Source organism: Runella sp. (assembly GCF_965279615.1).
In the GTDB taxonomy this organism is placed as follows: Bacteria; Bacteroidota; Bacteroidia; order Cytophagales; family Spirosomataceae; genus Runella.
The window spans coordinates 1713118-1730538 of record NZ_OZ257252.1; the positions used below are offsets into that span (position 1 = coordinate 1713118).

The following is a 17421-nucleotide window of genomic DNA, read 5'->3' on the forward strand; positions in this document are numbered from 1 at the left end:
TTCTCCAATTGTAAAACATAAACACGTTAACCATGTCAGCAACATTTGCAAAAGAAACCGGTTTTGTACTTCAGGAAGTACTTAACGCCAATCACAATTACGTCCAAAGTTTTGGCGATAAAAGCAAATTGGCGCTTCCGCCCGCTCGTCAATTTGCCATTTTGACGTGCATGGACGCACGACTTGATCCCGCCAAGTACGCCGGGCTTTCGGAAGGCGACGCACACGTTATCCGCAATGCCGGCGGCAGAGCCAGCGATGACGCCATTCGTTCGTTGATCATTTCGCATAAATTGCTCGGCACCAAAGAATGGTTTGTGATCCATCATACCGACTGCGGCATGGAATTGTTTACCGACGATATTATCCGTGGATTGCTTGCCAAAAGCTTAACCACCGCAACGGTAGACGAAAACGGCTGGCGCAATGTGACCGAAGAAGGCGGCTCGGAAGAAGCCAATTTTATTCCGTTTCTTACGTTTACAAATCTTGCCAACAGTGTTACAGAAGATGTAAAACGCATCAAAGCGCACCCGCTCGTCAACAAAAGTATCCCTGTTTATGGCTACATCTACGACGTAAAATCAGGCCAATTGATCGAGGTTCCCGAAGCTACTGAAGCAGGAAAAGCATAAATTTCAGTCTTTTTTTATGAAATAATTAGAAAAAACACCGTCTTCTGTCTTTTACTGAAATATACTCCGTGAAAAAAAGAAATAGCCCTTGACTTGTAGAAAACCTGCTCAAGGGCTATCTAAACGATTTTCCTAAAATCTATCAGTATTCTTTCCAATCACTCAGATTTATTTACATCTAACTAAAATAATTTTATGAAATTCGAAACGCTTCAGCTGCACGCAGGACAAGTGCCCGATCCTACAACCAACGCACGTGCCGTACCGATCTATCAAACAACATCTTATGTTTTCAACAACTCCGAGCACGGAGCAAATCTGTTTGCGCTCAAAGAGTTTGGGAACATCTACACGCGGATCATGAATCCTACGCATGATGTTTTTGAAAAACGCATCGCGGCCCTTGAAGGAGGCGTAGCAGCATTGGCAACGGCATCCGGACATGCAGCGCAATTTCTGGCCATTAATAATATTACAACCGTCGGCGACAACTTTGTTACCACTTCTTTTCTGTACGGCGGGTCATACAACCAATTCAAAAATTCTTTCAAAAACATCGGCGTAGAAGCCCGTTTTGTGTCAGGCGATAAAGTCGAAGATTTTGAAAAACTGATCGACGAAAAAACCAAGTTTCTGTACTTGGAAACCATCGGCAACCCGGGCTTCAATGTTCCTGATTTTGAAGCATTTGCCAAATTGGCGCAGAAATACGACCTACCCATCATTGTCGATAATACATTTGGAGCAGGAGGTGCCATTGCCCAACCTATCAAACACGGCGCACACATCGTCGTTGAATCCGCGACCAAGTGGATCGGTGGTCACGGCACTACAATGGGCGGGGTGATCGTTGATGCAGGAACGTTCAACTGGGGCAACGGCAAATATCCGCAATTTACAGAGCCTTCGCCGAGCTATCACGGTTTGGTTCTCAACGATGTTTTTGGTATAGGCGGGCCTTTCGGCAATATTCAATTCATCATTCGGGCACGCGTTGAAGGCTTGCGTGATTGGGGCCCGTCACAATCACCTTTCAATTCATTTTTGCTGTTGCAAGGGTTAGAAACACTTACTTTACGGGTAGAACGCATCGGCGAAAATGCCCTGAATCTGGCCCAATGGTTGCAACAACATTCAGCCATCGAAAGCGTCAATTACTTAGGTTTGGAAAGCAGTCCGTACCATGAACTTGCCAAAAAATACCTTACCCGTGGCTTTGGCGGTGTGCTTTCATTTAAGCTAAAAGGAGATAAAGCACAGGCTGAGAAATTTGTGAACAGCCTTGAATTGATCAGCCATTTGGCAAACGTGGGTGATTCCAAGACACTCATTATTCACCCTGCCTCTACCACTCACTCTCAACTTTCAGAAGCAGAGCAAATCACCGCCGGCGTAGATCCCAACCAATTGCGGATTTCGGTCGGTATTGAACACATCGATGATATAAAAGCGGATATAGAGCAGGCATTGGGTAAATTATAATACCCGCCTTTTCAGCAGTTTGCTTGACTTATAGAAGCCTTTAATCCGGTTAACTGTTAAACTAAGAACCCTCACATCTCCGATGTGAGGGTTCTTAGTTTAGTGTTCTGCAATAACTGCAATGTTTAAAAGATATATTAATTATACCAATAATGTAATTGTAAAGTAGAGGCTAAAAAAGATTTTAATGGTATATATTGTATTAATTAGTGATTTTTTTATATTTATTTGTATACAATGGCAATAACAGCCATATATTTTAATGTAAAAAAACTACTATAAGATATAAAATTTAAAAAATCATTTATAGTTATGAAGCCAATACATTTACTTGCAGTTAGCCTTGGCCTTTTCTTTTCTTTTCAGTCATTGGCTCAAAATATACCCCAAACGGTCAAATTGGATATAATTTCTTTGCAAAGAGCACTGCAAAACTCTCCTAAAGCAACGGCATCAAATCTTTCCAATGCTACAAAAAACACAAATCTTCCGACGGTATCCCTGCCCGACCGGCAAGGCAATTTAGCTCCTTACAAAGTAGTGGAATACGATGTTTTATCAGCGGAACTTGCCGGCAAATTTCCTTCCATAAAAACATACCACGGAGTTAACATAAATAGCCCAAAAGAAACCATTCGTTTTGACATTTCCCCGACGGGATTTCATGGCATCATCGTTTCACCAAGCGGTTATAAATTCATTGAACCGGTCGATACAAAGGGAGGTATTTACAAGGTTATCTCGCCCGGTGAAGTGGAAGGTGAACAAGGCTGCTCGGTCACCGGCAATGCTTTCGGGGCGGTTTCCCGCAATGGTCGATTGCTTCAAAACCAAGTATACAGCAACGGAGGTACATTACGGACCTATCGCATGGCAATTGTTGCTTCCGGAGAGTTTACCACGCGTAATGACGTGAATACCGTTTCCAGAATCACTACGATCATCAACCTGACAAATGCCATCTGGGAAAACGAAGTTGCGGTGCATTTTACATTAGTATCGCCGGTATCTATCGGAAATCTATCAACAACGAGCGCCAATGCCGGTCGTGCTCAATCTATTTTTGACTCATTGAATACCACTGCAACATTACCTTATGCAAATTATGACATTGGTCATCTGCTGCATTATAGCGGAACCATTCCTCCCGCCTCAGGAAGTTCGGCGGGCGCAAACGGAGTAGCCGGAGCTACGCCCTGCACCAATGCCTCTAAAGCACTCGCATGGACACAATATACGGAAACAACCGGATTTTCGGCCTCCAATGCCCTGATCGTTATCGTATTTGCGCACGAAATAGCCCACCAATTCAATGCCCCTCATACCTTTAACTCAAACACCGGCTCATGCGCAGGAGGTAACAGAATGGCGGCCGGAGCGTATGAACCCGCCAGTGGTTCTACACTTATGTCGTATCAGGGTTCCTGCTCTCCCCAAAATCTGACCGGCTCCCGACAAACCTATTTCCATACCAATACCATTGAAACCGTCATTAATTCTTTCAGCGCAACTCAGGGTACCTGCGCCACAACCTCCGCTACCGGCAACACCCCGCCCGTAGCAAATGCAGGAGCAGATTATACCATTCCCAAAGGCACTCCTTTTGTACTAAACGGCTCAGGAACCGATGCAGATGGAGATGCGCTTACGTATCAATGGGAGCAATTCAACCTTGCAACGGCAGGAGATGCAGGTCTGATAGGCAGTACAGCGGCAAACAGCACGACGGCACCGTTGTTCAGAAGCAGCGTATCATCAGGCGCGGTAAGAACATTACCGGCTCTTTCTTTTATTTTAAACAATGCCAACGATGCGCCGGATCAGGCAGGCGAAGAACTGCCTTTGGTAGCCCGGTCATTGACATTTCGCCTTACCACCAAAGACAATCGTGCAGGAGGTGGAGGAGTTCATTTTGATGCAACGACCATTACAGTGGCCAATTCCGGACCTTTTGCCCTTACTTCGCAGAATACCGCTACTGCTTTAGCCGCTGACGGAAACGCTACCTTCGCGATTACATGGGATGTGAACGGAACCACCGGCGCGCCCGTCAATTGCAGCAATGTAAAGATCTCGTTCTCCAAAGACGGCGGCCTGACCTTCCCATATGTATTGAAATCAAGCACCTCCAACGATGGCAGTGAAACGCTGATCGTTCCTAAGTATGTTACTTCTGCCGGCCGCATTAAAATTGAAGCCATTGGCAACATTTTCTTTGACATCAACAACGCCAACATCACCATTACCGATGCCTCTGATTGTCTGGCCTCGGGCGCACCGATTGCTCCAACTACCGGCGTAGCGGCTTACGCCGGCAATGCCGCATTAGCGTTATCACTTTCCCCTCAATATACCGCCGAATATACCTCCCCCATTGCGGGCAGCCTTCTTGCAGGAGATCTGACAAGTTCATTCGCTGTTCCGGAAGCTACCACCGATGCCTGCGCCAATTGGAGTCCTTCCAATTCTCTTTATGATATTTATCCTTTTCAGGTGAATATTGCCGGAATCTATACTTTTGATGCTACAAGCAGTGGTTATGAAATAGCAAATCTGTACCAAACATCTTTTACCCAAAATTCTCCCTGTACCAATTTTCTGGCCTCAACACGGAAGTACAATTCTCCAAACACGTTTCAAGGTACTCGCTATACCATTTCAGCCACATTACAACCCGGCATTCAATACTATCTTGCAGTCACAACTCCTGCTAATTTTTCATCGGGAACGTTGGCTTCTTATTCTGTTTCCTTTACCGTTCCGGCAGGAGGGAAGCTGGGTGTAAACCAATATTTTGATCCGGGGGCGAGTTATTCTTACGGTTACGTCATTGTCAATACTGCTTCCGGCAATGTGGTTGATATTTCCCCAACGGCAGACCTAAGTAATTCATCTGCCTACGGAACAGGCAGTTACAGCGTATATGGCATCTCTTATCTTACAAGCCAACAGGCCGCTTTGCTGACAAATATCGGAGGGAGTTTCACGGATTTACAAATAGACCTGGCCAATTTCGTTGTCTGCGGTGAATTGAGCAACAATTCGGTAAGTGTTACTATTCTTCCCTGCACATCGTCCATTACCCAAACGGCAGCTATTTCTGCTTCTACCATAGTGCAGGCGTCTCAATCGGTCATTGCAACCAATACCATTTCGAATGGTACGGTCATTTACAGAGGCGGGAATTACGTAGAACTTAATCCAACATTTACCGTAACCGCCAATGCCACCACGACTTTTACCGCTTATCTTTCAGGTTGTCAATAAAAACACAAAGGCGCGGGAAGTCAATAGTTTTCCGCGCCTTTGTGTATCAATTTATAGCTATCAGTGAGTTCCGTAATTCTTCTCTCCGGCCGTTACAGCAATCGGCAATCGGTTTTGTTTTGGCGGTAGTGGACAAGTCGCAAAGCTTGTAAAAGCACACGGCGGATTGATCGACTTATTAAAATCCAAGACGGTAATTCCCTGTTCGTTTGGCCGCTCGGCATACAAAAAACGGCCGGCGCCGTAGGTTTCTTTGCCGCTTGTTTTGTCGGCAAAAAGGATAAACAGTTGTTGGTCACTTTCTACGGCATCCAAACGGTACTCTTTTCCGTCAACCGAAAAGACCAATGTACCGGGTGACGTTTGCAGCGAAGTTTGTCCCATTACATCCGTGATCGGGATTTTTTTATCGGCAGCCGCAGGTTCCAGTTTGGCTTCAATGCGCCATTTTTGGTCAATTGAATAGGTTTTTATTCCGGTAAAATGTTGCAGGTCATGGCTTTCCAAGTCTCTCAGGCGAATTCCGAATTTGTTGCCCCGTTTGATCACAAACCAACGCAGTGAACCACTTTCCAACACAACATTTTTCTCAGAAGGATAAATTTTAAGTGAAGTAACAGGTTCTTTATTGACCGACACCTTAGCGTTGGGATCAACATCGACCCACACCTCCCCATTCTTTAAGGTAAAACTGCCAAGCAGCGGAGCACTTTTTCCCGCAGGAAAGACAATGTTATTTCCAGCATCGGAGCCAAAGCTGTTTTTCCCTTCTTCCAACCAAAAAAGGCCCACCAAATTCAGCCAACCATTTTCGGCTTTAAGACCTTCTATGCGTTTTTGGTGCCAGGTTTTGAGTTCGGTTTCATAGCCTGAATCATCAGTTCTGAAACCGGTTGCCACTGCACCCAGCAAAAAGAAAAGCAGGATTTTATAGTTGAAAGGCATTTTTATATCCATTTGAGTTTAACGAGCAAATCATACATATAACACCCCGCACAAAACCCCGCAAGCGATTCCAAGGCGGCAAAAAAGCCAAGGACTGCACTTACTATAAGGGGGTCCCAACCGCCAAAATGCAAAATCACAATGGCAATTGAAAACCCCAAGCCGATGCGTGCCGAGAACCGTTTTGGAGGATAATAGATCGGTTTTACGGGAAATCCCAATGCTTTTACTATCCAATCACTCACAAAAGCCAACGGGCTGAATTTCCCCAGATCAAATCCTCGCAACCCGAAATCAACAACCAACAATACAGCAATGACAGGCCAACGGGTAATGGCATACAGAATAACCAAAATCAAGACCAAAAACGCAGTGACCCGTACTTTATTTTCATTGACCTGTGCTTGATGCAATGGCTGATTTTGTGCTAAAATACTCATAATCGCGCAATTTTAACGGCTTTTTCAATTTCTTTATCCGATACAATAAATTCAAAATCACGATCTACGTAATCATACACAACACGACGATCAGAATTGATCACGAACGTGGCCGCAAAAGGAACGTCTTCGGAAATGCCGGCGATACGGTCCCAAACAGGTTCGTATTTGGAATATATTCCCAACGCTTCGCTGATTCTGTTTTCGTAATCCTGCACCACGTTAAACTCAAGGTCATATTCCTGAATCGTGTGTACAATGTTTTTGAAGTATTCGGTAGTCAGCAACAGTAAATTGCCTCCCAAAGCACGAATCCGTGGATACACGCTGTTGAGCAGTTGCAAATGACGCTCGCCGTATCCGTTCCAATCGGGGCTATAGGTGCTTATCACCAAGGGACCATCCTGCAATAACTGATGCAGATAAATGGTATTGGCCATCTGCAACTCGGAAGGCAGATGTTGCCATACTCCCAACTCACAATTGATACGAATGGTAGGAATGGTATCCCGATTTTTTAAGGGTTGAATTTTTTGATACGACTTAGGCAGGGCAGAAATCACGTAATCTTCACCCACAATTTTAATAATCGACTTCATGTTCGTTTTATGGTTTAAGTGCTTGTATACAATGAATTATGTTTATTTATCCGTAGACCAATCGTAGATATTTTTTCTGAATTGACTTTTCGTACACTAATGAGACGGTAAAAATCCCAATTGAAAGAAGTAAGATGGTTGGATCGGGATAGTAGTAATACGCTACGCCTAAGAGGATGCTCGCCCGAATGTATTCAAGGTAAAATACCCAACGGCGTTGTTCCAAAATAGCGCCGCTGTTGATGAGCGTGATCACAATGAACAGTGCTGCCGCAATTTGCAGGGGAAGCGGCAAATAATGTTCAAACAACAGCAACAGGAACAAAATCACTAAAATGGCTGCCATTTGGGCAAACACATAGCCCCGTAACCGATTGGAATGCGCTCTGACTTTCCGTTTCGATAAAAATTTCTTCTCTGCCTTTAAGCGAGCGGAAGGATCAAAATCAGCGGGTGATCCAAAAAGTACCTTTAGTTTTTTAAGGATTCCTTTCTGTTGTTTAAGTGCATAACCGAGTTCCACAAAGTAATGAAAGTGCTGCCACATAAAACTGTAGCTTTTAAGCGGTTTGGTCAGTCCATACGCTGGCGGTTCGGTTTCTTTGGCAAATGTTCCGAAAAGCTTATCCCAAATGATGAACATATCTCCGAAGTTCTTATCAAGATAGATTTCATTGGCAGCATGATGCACCCGATGGTGCGAGGGCGTAACCAATATATATTCCAATACACCAAGTTTACCTACCAATTGCGTATGCGTAAAGAATGGATACAATCCGTGGACGATCAGAATGGACGTGATCATATCGGCAGGAAAACCGATAATGGGCAAAATGGCCCAAAAGCCCGTCCGAACCACCGCTTGAAGAATTGTAATTCGGGTGCCTGTTGTCAGGTTAAAATCTTCGCTTTGGTGATGGACAATGTGCGCCGCCCAAAACAGGTTAATTCCATGCCCGAAACGATGGTACCAATACCACAGCAAGTCAGTTGCCAACAGTAAAGCTACCCACAGCAAAAATGTGGGTTTAATATCAAAAAGAGCAAAATGGCGGTGCAGATAATCATACACAAAATAAAATCCACCCGCCGTAAAAAGGTCGATCAAACGCTCTGCTATACCAACGTTAAGGTTGGCAACAGACTCATTAAATTGATGATATATTTTCCCTGTTTTTCTACCGATATAATATTCTAAAGCGATAAAAAATAGGAAAAGCGGCACAGCAAAAGCAAAAACGTTTAGTACCATAACTCAAATCAGTTAAAACAGCGTCACAATATTTCGTACGCTCAACGCGATAATAACAATTCCGACAAAAATCATCAGGATTTTTGGATTGACCTTTCCGCACACAAATGCCGCAAAAGGCGACGCTATGACTCCTCCCAGTAAAAGGCCGATGATCACGCGCCAATTATCAATTCCGATCATCAACGTAAACATTCCGGCGCCCGCAGCAGCAATGAAGAATTCAGACGTGTTCACTGACCCGATGGTATAACGCGGGTCGCGTCCGCTCCCGATCAATGTTGAGGTCACTACGGGTCCCCATCCACCACCACCTACGGCATCCACAAAACCGCCCAGCAATGCCAGCGGCCCCACAAAACGGGTTTTCTTCTTAGGTGTTTTTTTACGAATGGCCTTCAAAATCACCACTATACCCATGATCAGCAGGTACGCTGAAATATAAGGCCGTATGATTTTACCGTCAAATGAACTTAAAATATACGCTCCCGTAACGGCTCCAATGATGCCCGGAATGAGCAGAAGTTTGAAAAGTTTTTTGTTTACGTTGCCAAATTTCCAATGTGAAAGTCCGGAGGCACCGCTCGTAAAAACTTCGGCAATATGAACGCTTGCACTCGCAGCAGCAGGGCTTACTCCCAAACTCAACAATAAAGAAGTGGAGCTGATGCCATACGCCATTCCCAAGGCTCCATCAATTGTCTGGGCTAAAAAACCGGCACCGATAAAAAGCAATGTCTCGGCTGTAAAAAAAGATTCCGCAAATGGCTTTATGTCTGTGCCATATAATTGCCAGATCGTCAGGGCAATGGCGATAGCAAATATGCTCACGAATAAACCATAAAGCAGCCTATTGCCCAAAAAAACACGCCCCTGTGATTGAGTTTCTACCATTGTTTTACTTCGATTTAAATCAAATGTTTTACTTTTACCAATCCCGTAATGGCTTTAAGCCGCACGAGCAAGCTGTCCAACCGGTCGCTGTTTTCAAGCTTGATTCGTAAGAATCCCTCCGAGCGCACACCGTCTGCTTCAAATTTTACACTTACAATTTTACCGTAATCAGAAGTAAACCGAGTGACTTCCTCGACAAATCCGACACGGTCAAAACCCAATATTTCCAATTGGGTCAGTGAGGATGAAAAGTTTGTATTGATTGTGTTTTTCATAGCCGTATTTAGTTTTATAATTCGTTGATCAAGTGTACTTTGATACATTTATTCGGGTCTTAAACCGTTTAAATCTTTGAGACGTTCGGACGGTTCAAAACCATCCGAACGTTCTATATTCTACTTTCTACGCTGCTATTCTGATTAGAAAGAATATCTTAATGTAGTACCGTAAGTGCGTGGATCACCTAAGATACCTGCATATTGGCCCGCGCTACCCGGAGCAGCCAGCAATTGCTCGAAATAATCTTTGTTGCCAAGGTTTCTGCTCCAAAATAAGAGCGAAATACCATTTGATGCTCTGAAACCGACACGGCCGTTTAACAATGAATAACCGTCAATGTTTAAGAACTCAGAAGGTGATGGACTCGATGAGAATTTCGAACGGAAATAAACATCCAGTGCTGCAAAATAATTACCTTTTAAGCCCAGAAGACTTCCTTTCGCTGAAGCTTCTGCCCCCACCGATCCCGACCATTTTGAAATACCCGGCAAGACTCCACCCGATACATCTTTGAATGCCTGAGCTCCACCTACTTCTTCAAGCGGCACAGGAGCATTGATAAATGAAACATACTTGCCGTCTGTATAAGCTACTGCTGCGTTGAAGGTAAAGTGACTGCTTGCTCTGATATTTCCATCCAATTCAATACCTCTTACCCGAACTTTCTCGGCATTGGCCAAATAACCTCTGTTTACACCGGGCTCAGGCGTTTGAACCTGCGTTTGATAATCTTTGATCTCATCATCGAAGAATACAATGTTAAGAACAGAGTTGGCCGAAGGTTTCGTTTTCAAACCCACTTCAATGTGTTTTACAAATTCAGGTTTTACTGTAGCGAGATCGAGCAGAATCTGGCCATTGGCTGTTGGTAAACCTCCGATATTAATCCCTACCGGCTTATAGCTTATTGCGTACGTTGCGAAGGCATTAAGGTTGCTGTTTGCTTTATATTGCAAAGTCAACTGCCCTGAAAAATTCCCGTTTGTGGCTTCTGTATCAAATGCCTGGTTGGTATAAACCCCATTTTTCAAGGCAACTAAAGCCGCATCCGTTGTTTGGAGCCCACCGTAGGTTTCTCTTTTATAGTTGGCTACTTTCTTATCATAGTTATATCTAACCCCCGGCAAAACGTGTAGTTTCTCGGTAATAGCCCAGTCTGCCTGACTGAAAACGGCCAAACTTGTGCTTTGGATACGGTTGGTGGTACGGATACCGAAATTATCAAACAAACCCGGCGTTTTCCATAAGGCACTTGTTGAGCTTTGGGCAAAACGCCATTGCGCCGAACCCGCTTCTTCGGTCTGAACCGGATCTGATTTTAAATCCTGCCATAATCCGAATACACCAACAACTCCGCTCACTTTTGAAGAAATCTTTCCTGAATACCTGATCTCTTGGGACCATTGTTCGTGTACTGAGTTACCCGATGAAATGGTAAAAATGGGCAAACCCGTATAGTCACGGTCATTCAGTGGAGTCCATTTCCAATAACGCCAGGCAGAAGTTGATGTCAACGTACCGTTACCGATTTTTATATCGGCGTTCACAGAAGCACCACCGAGTTGGTTATCGGCTTTTGAAGGTGTGTCAAGGTCAACAATTCTCTCGAAAGGACTGCTGTATGGAAGTTTATAGTTCAAATCAGCAATGATAGCATTAAATTGACGGTAAGCAGCACGTTTAGTAGTAACTACGCCCGCTACCGGCCAACCATACCCATTCGGTTTTTGGTCAGTATAATCGCCAATGAATGTAATTTTAATTTTATCCGTAGGCGTATACAACAACTGACCTCTAACTCCAAGGTTATTGATGTCATTCATGTGTTGTTGGGTCTTGATATTGTATAGAAGCCCATCTCTTTGTGTACCCGAGAAAGAGAGTCTTGCCGCCAATTTTTTGCTCAATGGCCCGGAAAGTGACCCTTTCGCCTGAATATATCCGTAGTTGCCATAACTTAATTCAAAACTGGCACTTGGGGTGAAACTCGCCTCACGAGTTGTAATATTAAACGCCCCGGAAGTCGTATTCTTACCAAACAGCGTACCCTGTGGACCGCGTAAAACTTCAACACGATCAATGTCAACAAAGTCTAATGCAGTAGCAGCCGGACGAGCATAGTATACACCATCTACGTAAAACCCTACGCCCGGGTCGATTCCATCGTTGGTCAGACCGAAAGTTGAACCTAACCCACGAATATTCAATGTTGTATTACGGGCATTTGAAGCATACAACTGAACCGTTGGCACAAGTTCCTTCAAACGGTTTACGTTGAAAGCACCGGCATCCTCAGCAGTAGCACCACGAATTACCGAAATTGGAATTGGAATATCCTGAACAGCTTCCTGACGGCGACGAGACGAAACAACTACATCTTCCAATTTATTTACATCCTGTTCGAGCTTAATTTCTACTTTACTTTCATTGATCAGGATTTCTTTTTTTACATATCCTACAAACGAAACAATAAGGGTAAAAGGAAGTTTTTGACCGGTAATGAGCGAAAATTCTCCATTGGCATCGGTAGCCGCTCCGTTGGTGGTTCCCTTGATGGATACCGTAGCGCCCACTAATTTTTCATTGGTTTGTGCGTCCACTACAACCCCGGATACGGTGGCATTGATGGTAGGCGTATTTTGGGCTGATAAAAGAAAGGGCAAAATAAGCACCCCTATAAAGAAAACTGATTTGAAAATTTGTTTCATTGGTAATTGTGGTTGGTGGTATTTCTCTGTTTTAGCAATAAATAGTAAAAATATAGATTTAATAGTTTTAAATAGAAAACAATTAGAATGCGTTACCTCTTAACACCCTACTCCAGATAGACTATACGGAGTATTACTACTTATTATCTATTGATTTAGTATGCAAATGTAAGCCAACTATTTTTACAAAAACAAACGGGCACTTTAAATTCTTTAAATTATCCAGTTAAATCTTACAAAAAGGTCAAAAATGCGCCTTTTTTATTCACAAAGTACCAAGGAAGGCCAAGTTTTTGTGCTTCGGCGTGCAGTGTTTCTAACACATAAAGTTTGTTGGAGTTGTCAAAAATGAGTTTTTGGGTGCCAAAAATGGGAAGCAATTGTTCTACTTTTCGGAAAGCAGAATTTTTAATAAGTACATAATTTGCCACGGCAGGAATGGCACTGCGTACCGGCCGATCTACCAACAAAAGGCTTTTTCCCTGCCAAATGATCAGTTTGCCAAAGGGAAGTTGCCTGACCAAAGGCTGCGTTTTCCGCTCCAATGCCTGCCGGTGGATTCGTCGAATATTTCGCTCTACGAAAAAGTTTTTGAGGTAAAAATTGAACGGCTGTTGCCCCGCCTGAAAAAAAGCAGAATCTGCCACCAAAAAAGCGTCATTGGCATTGATAAAACTAAGTACCGTTTGACGAGAGACTGCATGAACAGCAAACACATTCTGCCTCCTATAATGGTTCATTTCAATAAGTTGCAAAGCGCAGAGCAAAACACTCAGCGTTGCAGCACTCCAAAGCCAACGTCTGTCTCGGTAATATAGTAACGCTAAAAGCATTGCTATGACTGCGTACACTAATCCCAATTCCAACGCTGACAGGGATAGCCCTCCAAGGGTAGAAAAAGGCAATGCGTCAGTCCAGATCACTATTTTATTCAATAACCACGTAATGCCCGTCAGTACCCAACCGAGCCCTTGACCCAACAAAGGAATCCAAGAAAAGACGATAGCTGCCATTGCAACCGGCAGCATGGCCGTCGCTAAAAGGGCCACAAAAGGATTAGCCAGTAAGAAATAGGTGGGAAATTGATAAAAGTAATAGACACCAATGGGAAACGTAACGAGTTGAGCTGCCAAGGCTACCGCAGTAATTTCCCACAATTTATTGCCAAACCAATTTTTAATCGTAAAAGATTGATATAAAACAGGTTGAAGAAAAATAATACCTCCCAACGCAGCGTATGAAAGTTGAAAACTAACCGAATACAGCAGTAAAGGATCAATGGCCAAAAGAATCAATGCAGAGCCAAAAAGGGCAGTTTCTCCATTTTTTGTCCGATTTAGTGGATTAGCCAATAAAAAAATCGTAAACATCAGCGCCGAGCGAATAACGGGTGCCGAAAGCCCGGTAAGCACCGCGTAAAACCACAGAATTATTAATGTAATGCTCAATGACAGCCATCGCCCGTGGCGGCGCTTTTCCAAGCCCGACAGAATAAGATTCAAAAGCCAAATAAATATTGTAATATGAAACCCTGACACCGACAACACATGCACCGCTCCCGCCGCCGAATATGACTGAACCAATTCATTGTCCATTTCATCGCGAAGGCCAAGAACCATTGCTTTGGCAACGGCGTATTCTCGATCAAAAGGAACAAGCCGCCGCAACGCGGCATCGCTCCACTCACTTACGGCAAACGCCCATTTTTTGTACCATATACCCTGATAATCACTCGTTATGGTAAAATCCGTTGCTTTGAGATAATGTTGATGGCAGATGCGTTTATAGCTCAGAAATTTTCGATAATCAAATTGCGCGGGATTCATTGGCGGCTCTACCGGGCGGGGTTGCCCACGAATCAACAATACTTCGCCGTAACGCGGCTTTGTTGCCATTTTATCAATGTATAACAGCACCTTTCCCTGTATTGGATGCCACACATTCTCCCATTTCGCACTTTTTAATTCGGCTTCTGCTTTGTAGGTTTTGGAACGGGTTTCGGGCGGCGAAAGTACTGCTGCTTCATACGCCGTAAACTGCGACAGGTCAGGTACCGAAACGGCATCGGGCGTTCGAATCCAACCCAGAATGACAAAAAGAAGCGTCGTCAGCGTACCCAACCAATAACGGTTGCCACGACGGAAAATAACGAGCAGCAAAAGTACAGTAAATAAAATACCGACACCGCCAATGATCACCCACTCTTTGCCGGAGATATACCAATGGTTTGGAAGAAAGGATTGAAGTAAAATACCACCGGCAAAAGCGATTGTGCAGCGCAATAAAACGTTCATCGGGTGATCACTAATCGTTTGCTGACGGTCTCTTTCTCCGTTTTTACCCGCACGATATAAACACCCGGCTGTATCGAAGTGGTCGGAAATGAGACTACCCAACTTGGATAATCGTTGAACTGCTGTTGGCCCATCAGTTGGCCCGTTAAGCTGTACAATCCGACTTCAAAATCCGTAAATTCTGTCACATTTACTTGAATATTCACTTGATCGGTGGCAGGATTAGGAAAAATATTTACCCCAAACGAATCGCTGAAAGGAAGTTTTGCGCACCAATACTTCACCAATCTTGCCCGCCGTGCCGATTTTTCAATGACCGCCATCATTCGTTCACTTTGGTTTTTAGTAAAGATATTCATGCACGAATCGGGCGAATAATCCATGTAGTTCTCAGTCATGTTGCGAGTACGTACTCCCGTACAATTGGAATAAAGAGGCCCGCAGTTATCCGATTGGTTTCCTTTCTCAGCGGGTGGAGTATCGGCACAATAATCATCACCGCAGTTGGTATCTCCCCACGTGTGTATCAACCCCAACCAATGCCCTACTTCATGGGTTGTGGTACGCCCCAAGCGGTACAGATTACTGTTTACAGCGCCTCCTGAGCCAAAAACTCTATAATCAATGAATACCCCGTCCGTTTTTTCCAGTAATTCATTGCCCGAATCCAACCCGTCGATGCCGGTTGTTGAGGGAAACTGCGCAATTCCCAAATAATTACTACCGAATCGAGTAACCCAAATATTCAAATAGCGGTCGGTAGGCCAACTGACAACATTGGCCAATGTTTGGTCATCGGTAAAGACATCAAAAGTAGTTTTTGCGTTGTAATAATGCCGCGTGATACCATTGGTTGGACTTCCGTTGGGATCTTCGGTAGCCAAATAAAATTCTATTCCTGTATTGACGCCCACGGGATTATTGTTAAAGCCGCGCGTTCCGGTTTTGCGTTGATAATCTTCATTCAGCGTCCGAATTTGAGATAGAATCTGGTCGTCTGAAATATTACCGTTGTCTTTGCCGCCTATGGTTCCGGCAGCATTGTTATGCACGATGTGCACCACAATCGGAATACGAATTTGACTGCAAATCGCACCCAACCGAGCACGGCGATTAGCGGCAGGGGTTTTCAGATACGATTGAATGGAATCTTCCAGCATCGTTCGTTTCAAGCGCCAATAAGGGTAGCGCTTCGCGATGGCAGAATCATATTGTACTGAGGCGCAACGCTGTGCATAAGAACCTGAGAGCGAACCGCAAAGCAGTAAAAAGGCCGCTAAAAAACGTTTATCGGTGAGCAGGTTCTTTAATGAACTGCTCACCGATAAACGTTTTTTATTCTTTCTCTTTCTTTTCATAAGCATCCAAAATATCTTTGACGAGGCGGTGGCGCACTACATCACGTCCATCAAGCTCGACAAAGGCAATTCCCTTGACATCTTTAAGGGTTTCAAGCGCATCTTTCAAACCGGATTTTTGATTTTTCGGTAAATCTATTTGGGTTTTATCTCCCGTTATGATCACCTTTGAACTGGGACCCATACGCGTCAAAAACATCTTCATCTGCGCAGGGGTTGTATTTTGGGCTTCATCCAACAGGACAAAAGCATTATTAAGTGTTCGTCCGCGCATGTATGCCAAAGGAGCGATTTCGACAATGCGGTTTTCCAGATAAAATTTAAGCTTTTCACTTAAGATCATATCGTCAAGGGCGTCATAGATAGGACGCAGGTAGGGATCGATCTTTTCCTCTAAATTTCCCGGCAAAAACCCTAGGTTCTCCCCTGCTTCCACGGCCGGACGAGTAATAATAAGCTTTTTCACTTTCTTCTCTTTCAGCGCCTGTACCGCAATAGCTACCGCAGTATAGGTTTTTCCCGTTCCTGCCGGACCGATCGCGAACATCAGATCGTTTTCGGCAGCTTTCTCCACCATCAATCGCTGATTTGCCGTTCTGGCCTTTACCACTACCCCTCTGGTACCATACAGAATTACATCTTTTTCATCCTGCAGCACGTGCGGCGGAGCCACTGAACCACCATTGGCGGTCAGATAATGCCGTACGTTTTCATTGGTGATTTTTCCGTATTTCTGGTAATGTTGCAGAAGAGAGTCCAGAATATCGCTGATGCGAAGGATTTCGGGCTGTGTGCCCATTACTCGTATTTCGTTGCCGCGCGAAATGATTTTACTCATCGGAAAAGCGGCAGCAACTTCTTTGATGTGGTTGTTTTCTACACCGAGAAAGTCAACTAAAGACACATCTTCCAAGGAAATTATTTTTTCGACCAAACGATGTAAGTGTTTTGATAATGATGAATACGTATTGCTTTCCTAAAACGTTGCGTTTGCCGTTTTAGCTTTGGGAAAAATACGTTTTTGTTTTAAGAATTACAACTTTTCAAGTGAATTTTTAGGGAAGCTTTTTCGAGAAACTTTGATTCTGAAAGAGTTGAAGGAAATTAAAAATAAGTACGAAATGCCTTTGCCGATTTCATTTCAATCCTATCATTGACCGACTGTCGAACGTTGATCGTAAAGTACTTTGAATGATACTTATTCAAAGTAACCTTCATTTTAGAACCGTTTCTGCGGCTGCTCAACCTAAAATTATAAAATCAAACAA

The 17421-nt window shown here is 44.0% G+C and carries 13 protein-coding genes; 3 read left to right on the top strand and 10 right to left on the bottom strand.

The genetic code is table 11. The features are described from left to right. The first annotated feature begins 32 nt into the window (after positions 1-32). The 3 genes from ACQY73_RS07670 to ACQY73_RS07680 all read left to right on the top strand — a co-directional run bounded on the left by ACQY73_RS07670 (position 33) and on the right by ACQY73_RS07680 (position 5384). Positions 33-635, top strand: coding sequence for a beta-class carbonic anhydrase (locus tag ACQY73_RS07670; protein WP_428663721.1), 603 nt, complete (start codon positions 33-35; stop codon positions 633-635). Between the two features lie 195 nt (positions 636-830). Continuing rightward, positions 831-2117 carry an O-acetylhomoserine aminocarboxypropyltransferase/cysteine synthase family protein gene (locus tag ACQY73_RS07675; RefSeq protein WP_428663724.1) on the top strand — a complete coding sequence of 429 codons (1287 nt, stop codon included), beginning with the start codon at positions 831-833 and terminating at the stop codon, positions 2115-2117. Positions 2118-2429: 312 nt separating this feature from the next. Next, the gene (locus tag ACQY73_RS07680) at positions 2430-5384 is read left to right on the top strand and encodes a M12 family metallo-peptidase (protein ID WP_428663727.1); all 2955 of its coding nucleotides are present in this window, start codon (positions 2430-2432) and stop codon (positions 5382-5384) included. A gap of 60 nt (positions 5385-5444) precedes the next feature. Here ACQY73_RS07680 and ACQY73_RS07685 read toward each other — a convergent pair whose 3' ends face one another. From ACQY73_RS07685 to ACQY73_RS07730, 10 genes are all read right to left on the bottom strand, one after another. Continuing rightward, positions 5445-6329: a DUF1684 domain-containing protein gene (locus tag ACQY73_RS07685; protein WP_428663730.1), complete on the bottom strand. Its 885-nt coding sequence runs from the start codon at positions 6327-6329 to the stop codon at positions 5445-5447. Positions 6330-6331: 2 nt separating this feature from the next. Then, a complete protein-coding gene (locus ACQY73_RS07690) occupies positions 6332-6769 on the bottom strand; it encodes a DUF4395 domain-containing protein (RefSeq protein ID WP_428663733.1) in 438 nt (145 codons plus the stop codon). Next, positions 6766-7368: a redoxin domain-containing protein gene (locus ACQY73_RS07695; RefSeq protein ID WP_428663736.1), complete on the bottom strand. Its 603-nt coding sequence runs from the start codon at positions 7366-7368 to the stop codon at positions 6766-6768. Before ACQY73_RS07695 ends, ACQY73_RS07690 begins: the two co-directional genes overlap by 4 nt. 46 nt (positions 7369-7414) lie before the next feature. Then, positions 7415-8620, bottom strand: coding sequence for a sterol desaturase family protein (locus ACQY73_RS07700; RefSeq protein ID WP_428663739.1), 1206 nt, complete (start codon positions 8618-8620; stop codon positions 7415-7417). Positions 8621-8632: 12 nt separating this feature from the next. Continuing rightward, entirely contained in the window at positions 8633-9514 is an 882-nt protein-coding gene (locus ACQY73_RS07705) for a sulfite exporter TauE/SafE family protein (RefSeq protein ID WP_428663742.1), read from the bottom strand. Between the two features lie 14 nt (positions 9515-9528). Further along, positions 9529-9789 carry an ACT domain-containing protein gene (locus ACQY73_RS07710; RefSeq protein ID WP_428663745.1) on the bottom strand — a complete coding sequence of 87 codons (261 nt, stop codon included), beginning with the start codon at positions 9787-9789 and terminating at the stop codon, positions 9529-9531. Between the two features lie 144 nt (positions 9790-9933). Further along, positions 9934-12501: a TonB-dependent receptor gene (locus ACQY73_RS07715; protein ID WP_428663748.1), complete on the bottom strand. Its 2568-nt coding sequence runs from the start codon at positions 12499-12501 to the stop codon at positions 9934-9936. A gap of 233 nt (positions 12502-12734) precedes the next feature. Beyond that, positions 12735-14795, bottom strand: coding sequence for a ComEC/Rec2 family competence protein (locus ACQY73_RS07720; protein ID WP_428663751.1), 2061 nt, complete (start codon positions 14793-14795; stop codon positions 12735-12737). After that, the gene (locus tag ACQY73_RS07725; RefSeq protein WP_428663754.1) at positions 14792-16153 is read right to left on the bottom strand and encodes a M43 family zinc metalloprotease; all 1362 of its coding nucleotides are present in this window, start codon (positions 16151-16153) and stop codon (positions 14792-14794) included. Before ACQY73_RS07725 ends, ACQY73_RS07720 begins: the two co-directional genes overlap by 4 nt. Next, positions 16131-17087: a PhoH family protein gene (locus ACQY73_RS07730; RefSeq protein ID WP_428663757.1), complete on the bottom strand. Its 957-nt coding sequence runs from the start codon at positions 17085-17087 to the stop codon at positions 16131-16133. Before ACQY73_RS07730 ends, ACQY73_RS07725 begins: the two co-directional genes overlap by 23 nt. Positions 17088-17421 lie beyond the last annotated feature (334 nt).

Excerpts from the sequence above, each read along its gene's own strand:
- ACQY73_RS07670 (WP_428663721.1), top strand. The coding sequence starts at position 33 with ATGTCAGCAACATTTGCAAAAGAAACCGGTTTTGTACTTCAGGAAGTA.
- ACQY73_RS07675 (WP_428663724.1), top strand. The coding sequence starts at position 831 with ATGAAATTCGAAACGCTTCAGCTGCACGCAGGACAAGTGCCCGATCCT.
- ACQY73_RS07680 (WP_428663727.1), top strand. The coding sequence starts at position 2,430 with ATGAAGCCAATACATTTACTTGCAGTTAGCCTTGGCCTTTTCTTTTCT.
- ACQY73_RS07685 (WP_428663730.1), bottom strand. The coding sequence starts at position 6,329 with ATGCCTTTCAACTATAAAATCCTGCTTTTCTTTTTGCTGGGTGCAGTG.
- ACQY73_RS07690 (WP_428663733.1), bottom strand. The coding sequence starts at position 6,769 with ATGAGTATTTTAGCACAAAATCAGCCATTGCATCAAGCACAGGTCAAT.
- ACQY73_RS07695 (WP_428663736.1), bottom strand. The coding sequence starts at position 7,368 with ATGAAGTCGATTATTAAAATTGTGGGTGAAGATTACGTGATTTCTGCC.
- ACQY73_RS07700 (WP_428663739.1), bottom strand. The coding sequence starts at position 8,620 with ATGGTACTAAACGTTTTTGCTTTTGCTGTGCCGCTTTTCCTATTTTTT.
- ACQY73_RS07705 (WP_428663742.1), bottom strand. The coding sequence starts at position 9,514 with ATGGTAGAAACTCAATCACAGGGGCGTGTTTTTTTGGGCAATAGGCTG.
- ACQY73_RS07710 (WP_428663745.1), bottom strand. The coding sequence starts at position 9,789 with ATGAAAAACACAATCAATACAAACTTTTCATCCTCACTGACCCAATTG.
- ACQY73_RS07715 (WP_428663748.1), bottom strand. The coding sequence starts at position 12,501 with ATGAAACAAATTTTCAAATCAGTTTTCTTTATAGGGGTGCTTATTTTG.
- ACQY73_RS07720 (WP_428663751.1), bottom strand. The coding sequence starts at position 14,795 with ATGAACGTTTTATTGCGCTGCACAATCGCTTTTGCCGGTGGTATTTTA.
- ACQY73_RS07725 (WP_428663754.1), bottom strand. The coding sequence starts at position 16,153 with ATGAAAAGAAAGAGAAAGAATAAAAAACGTTTATCGGTGAGCAGTTCA.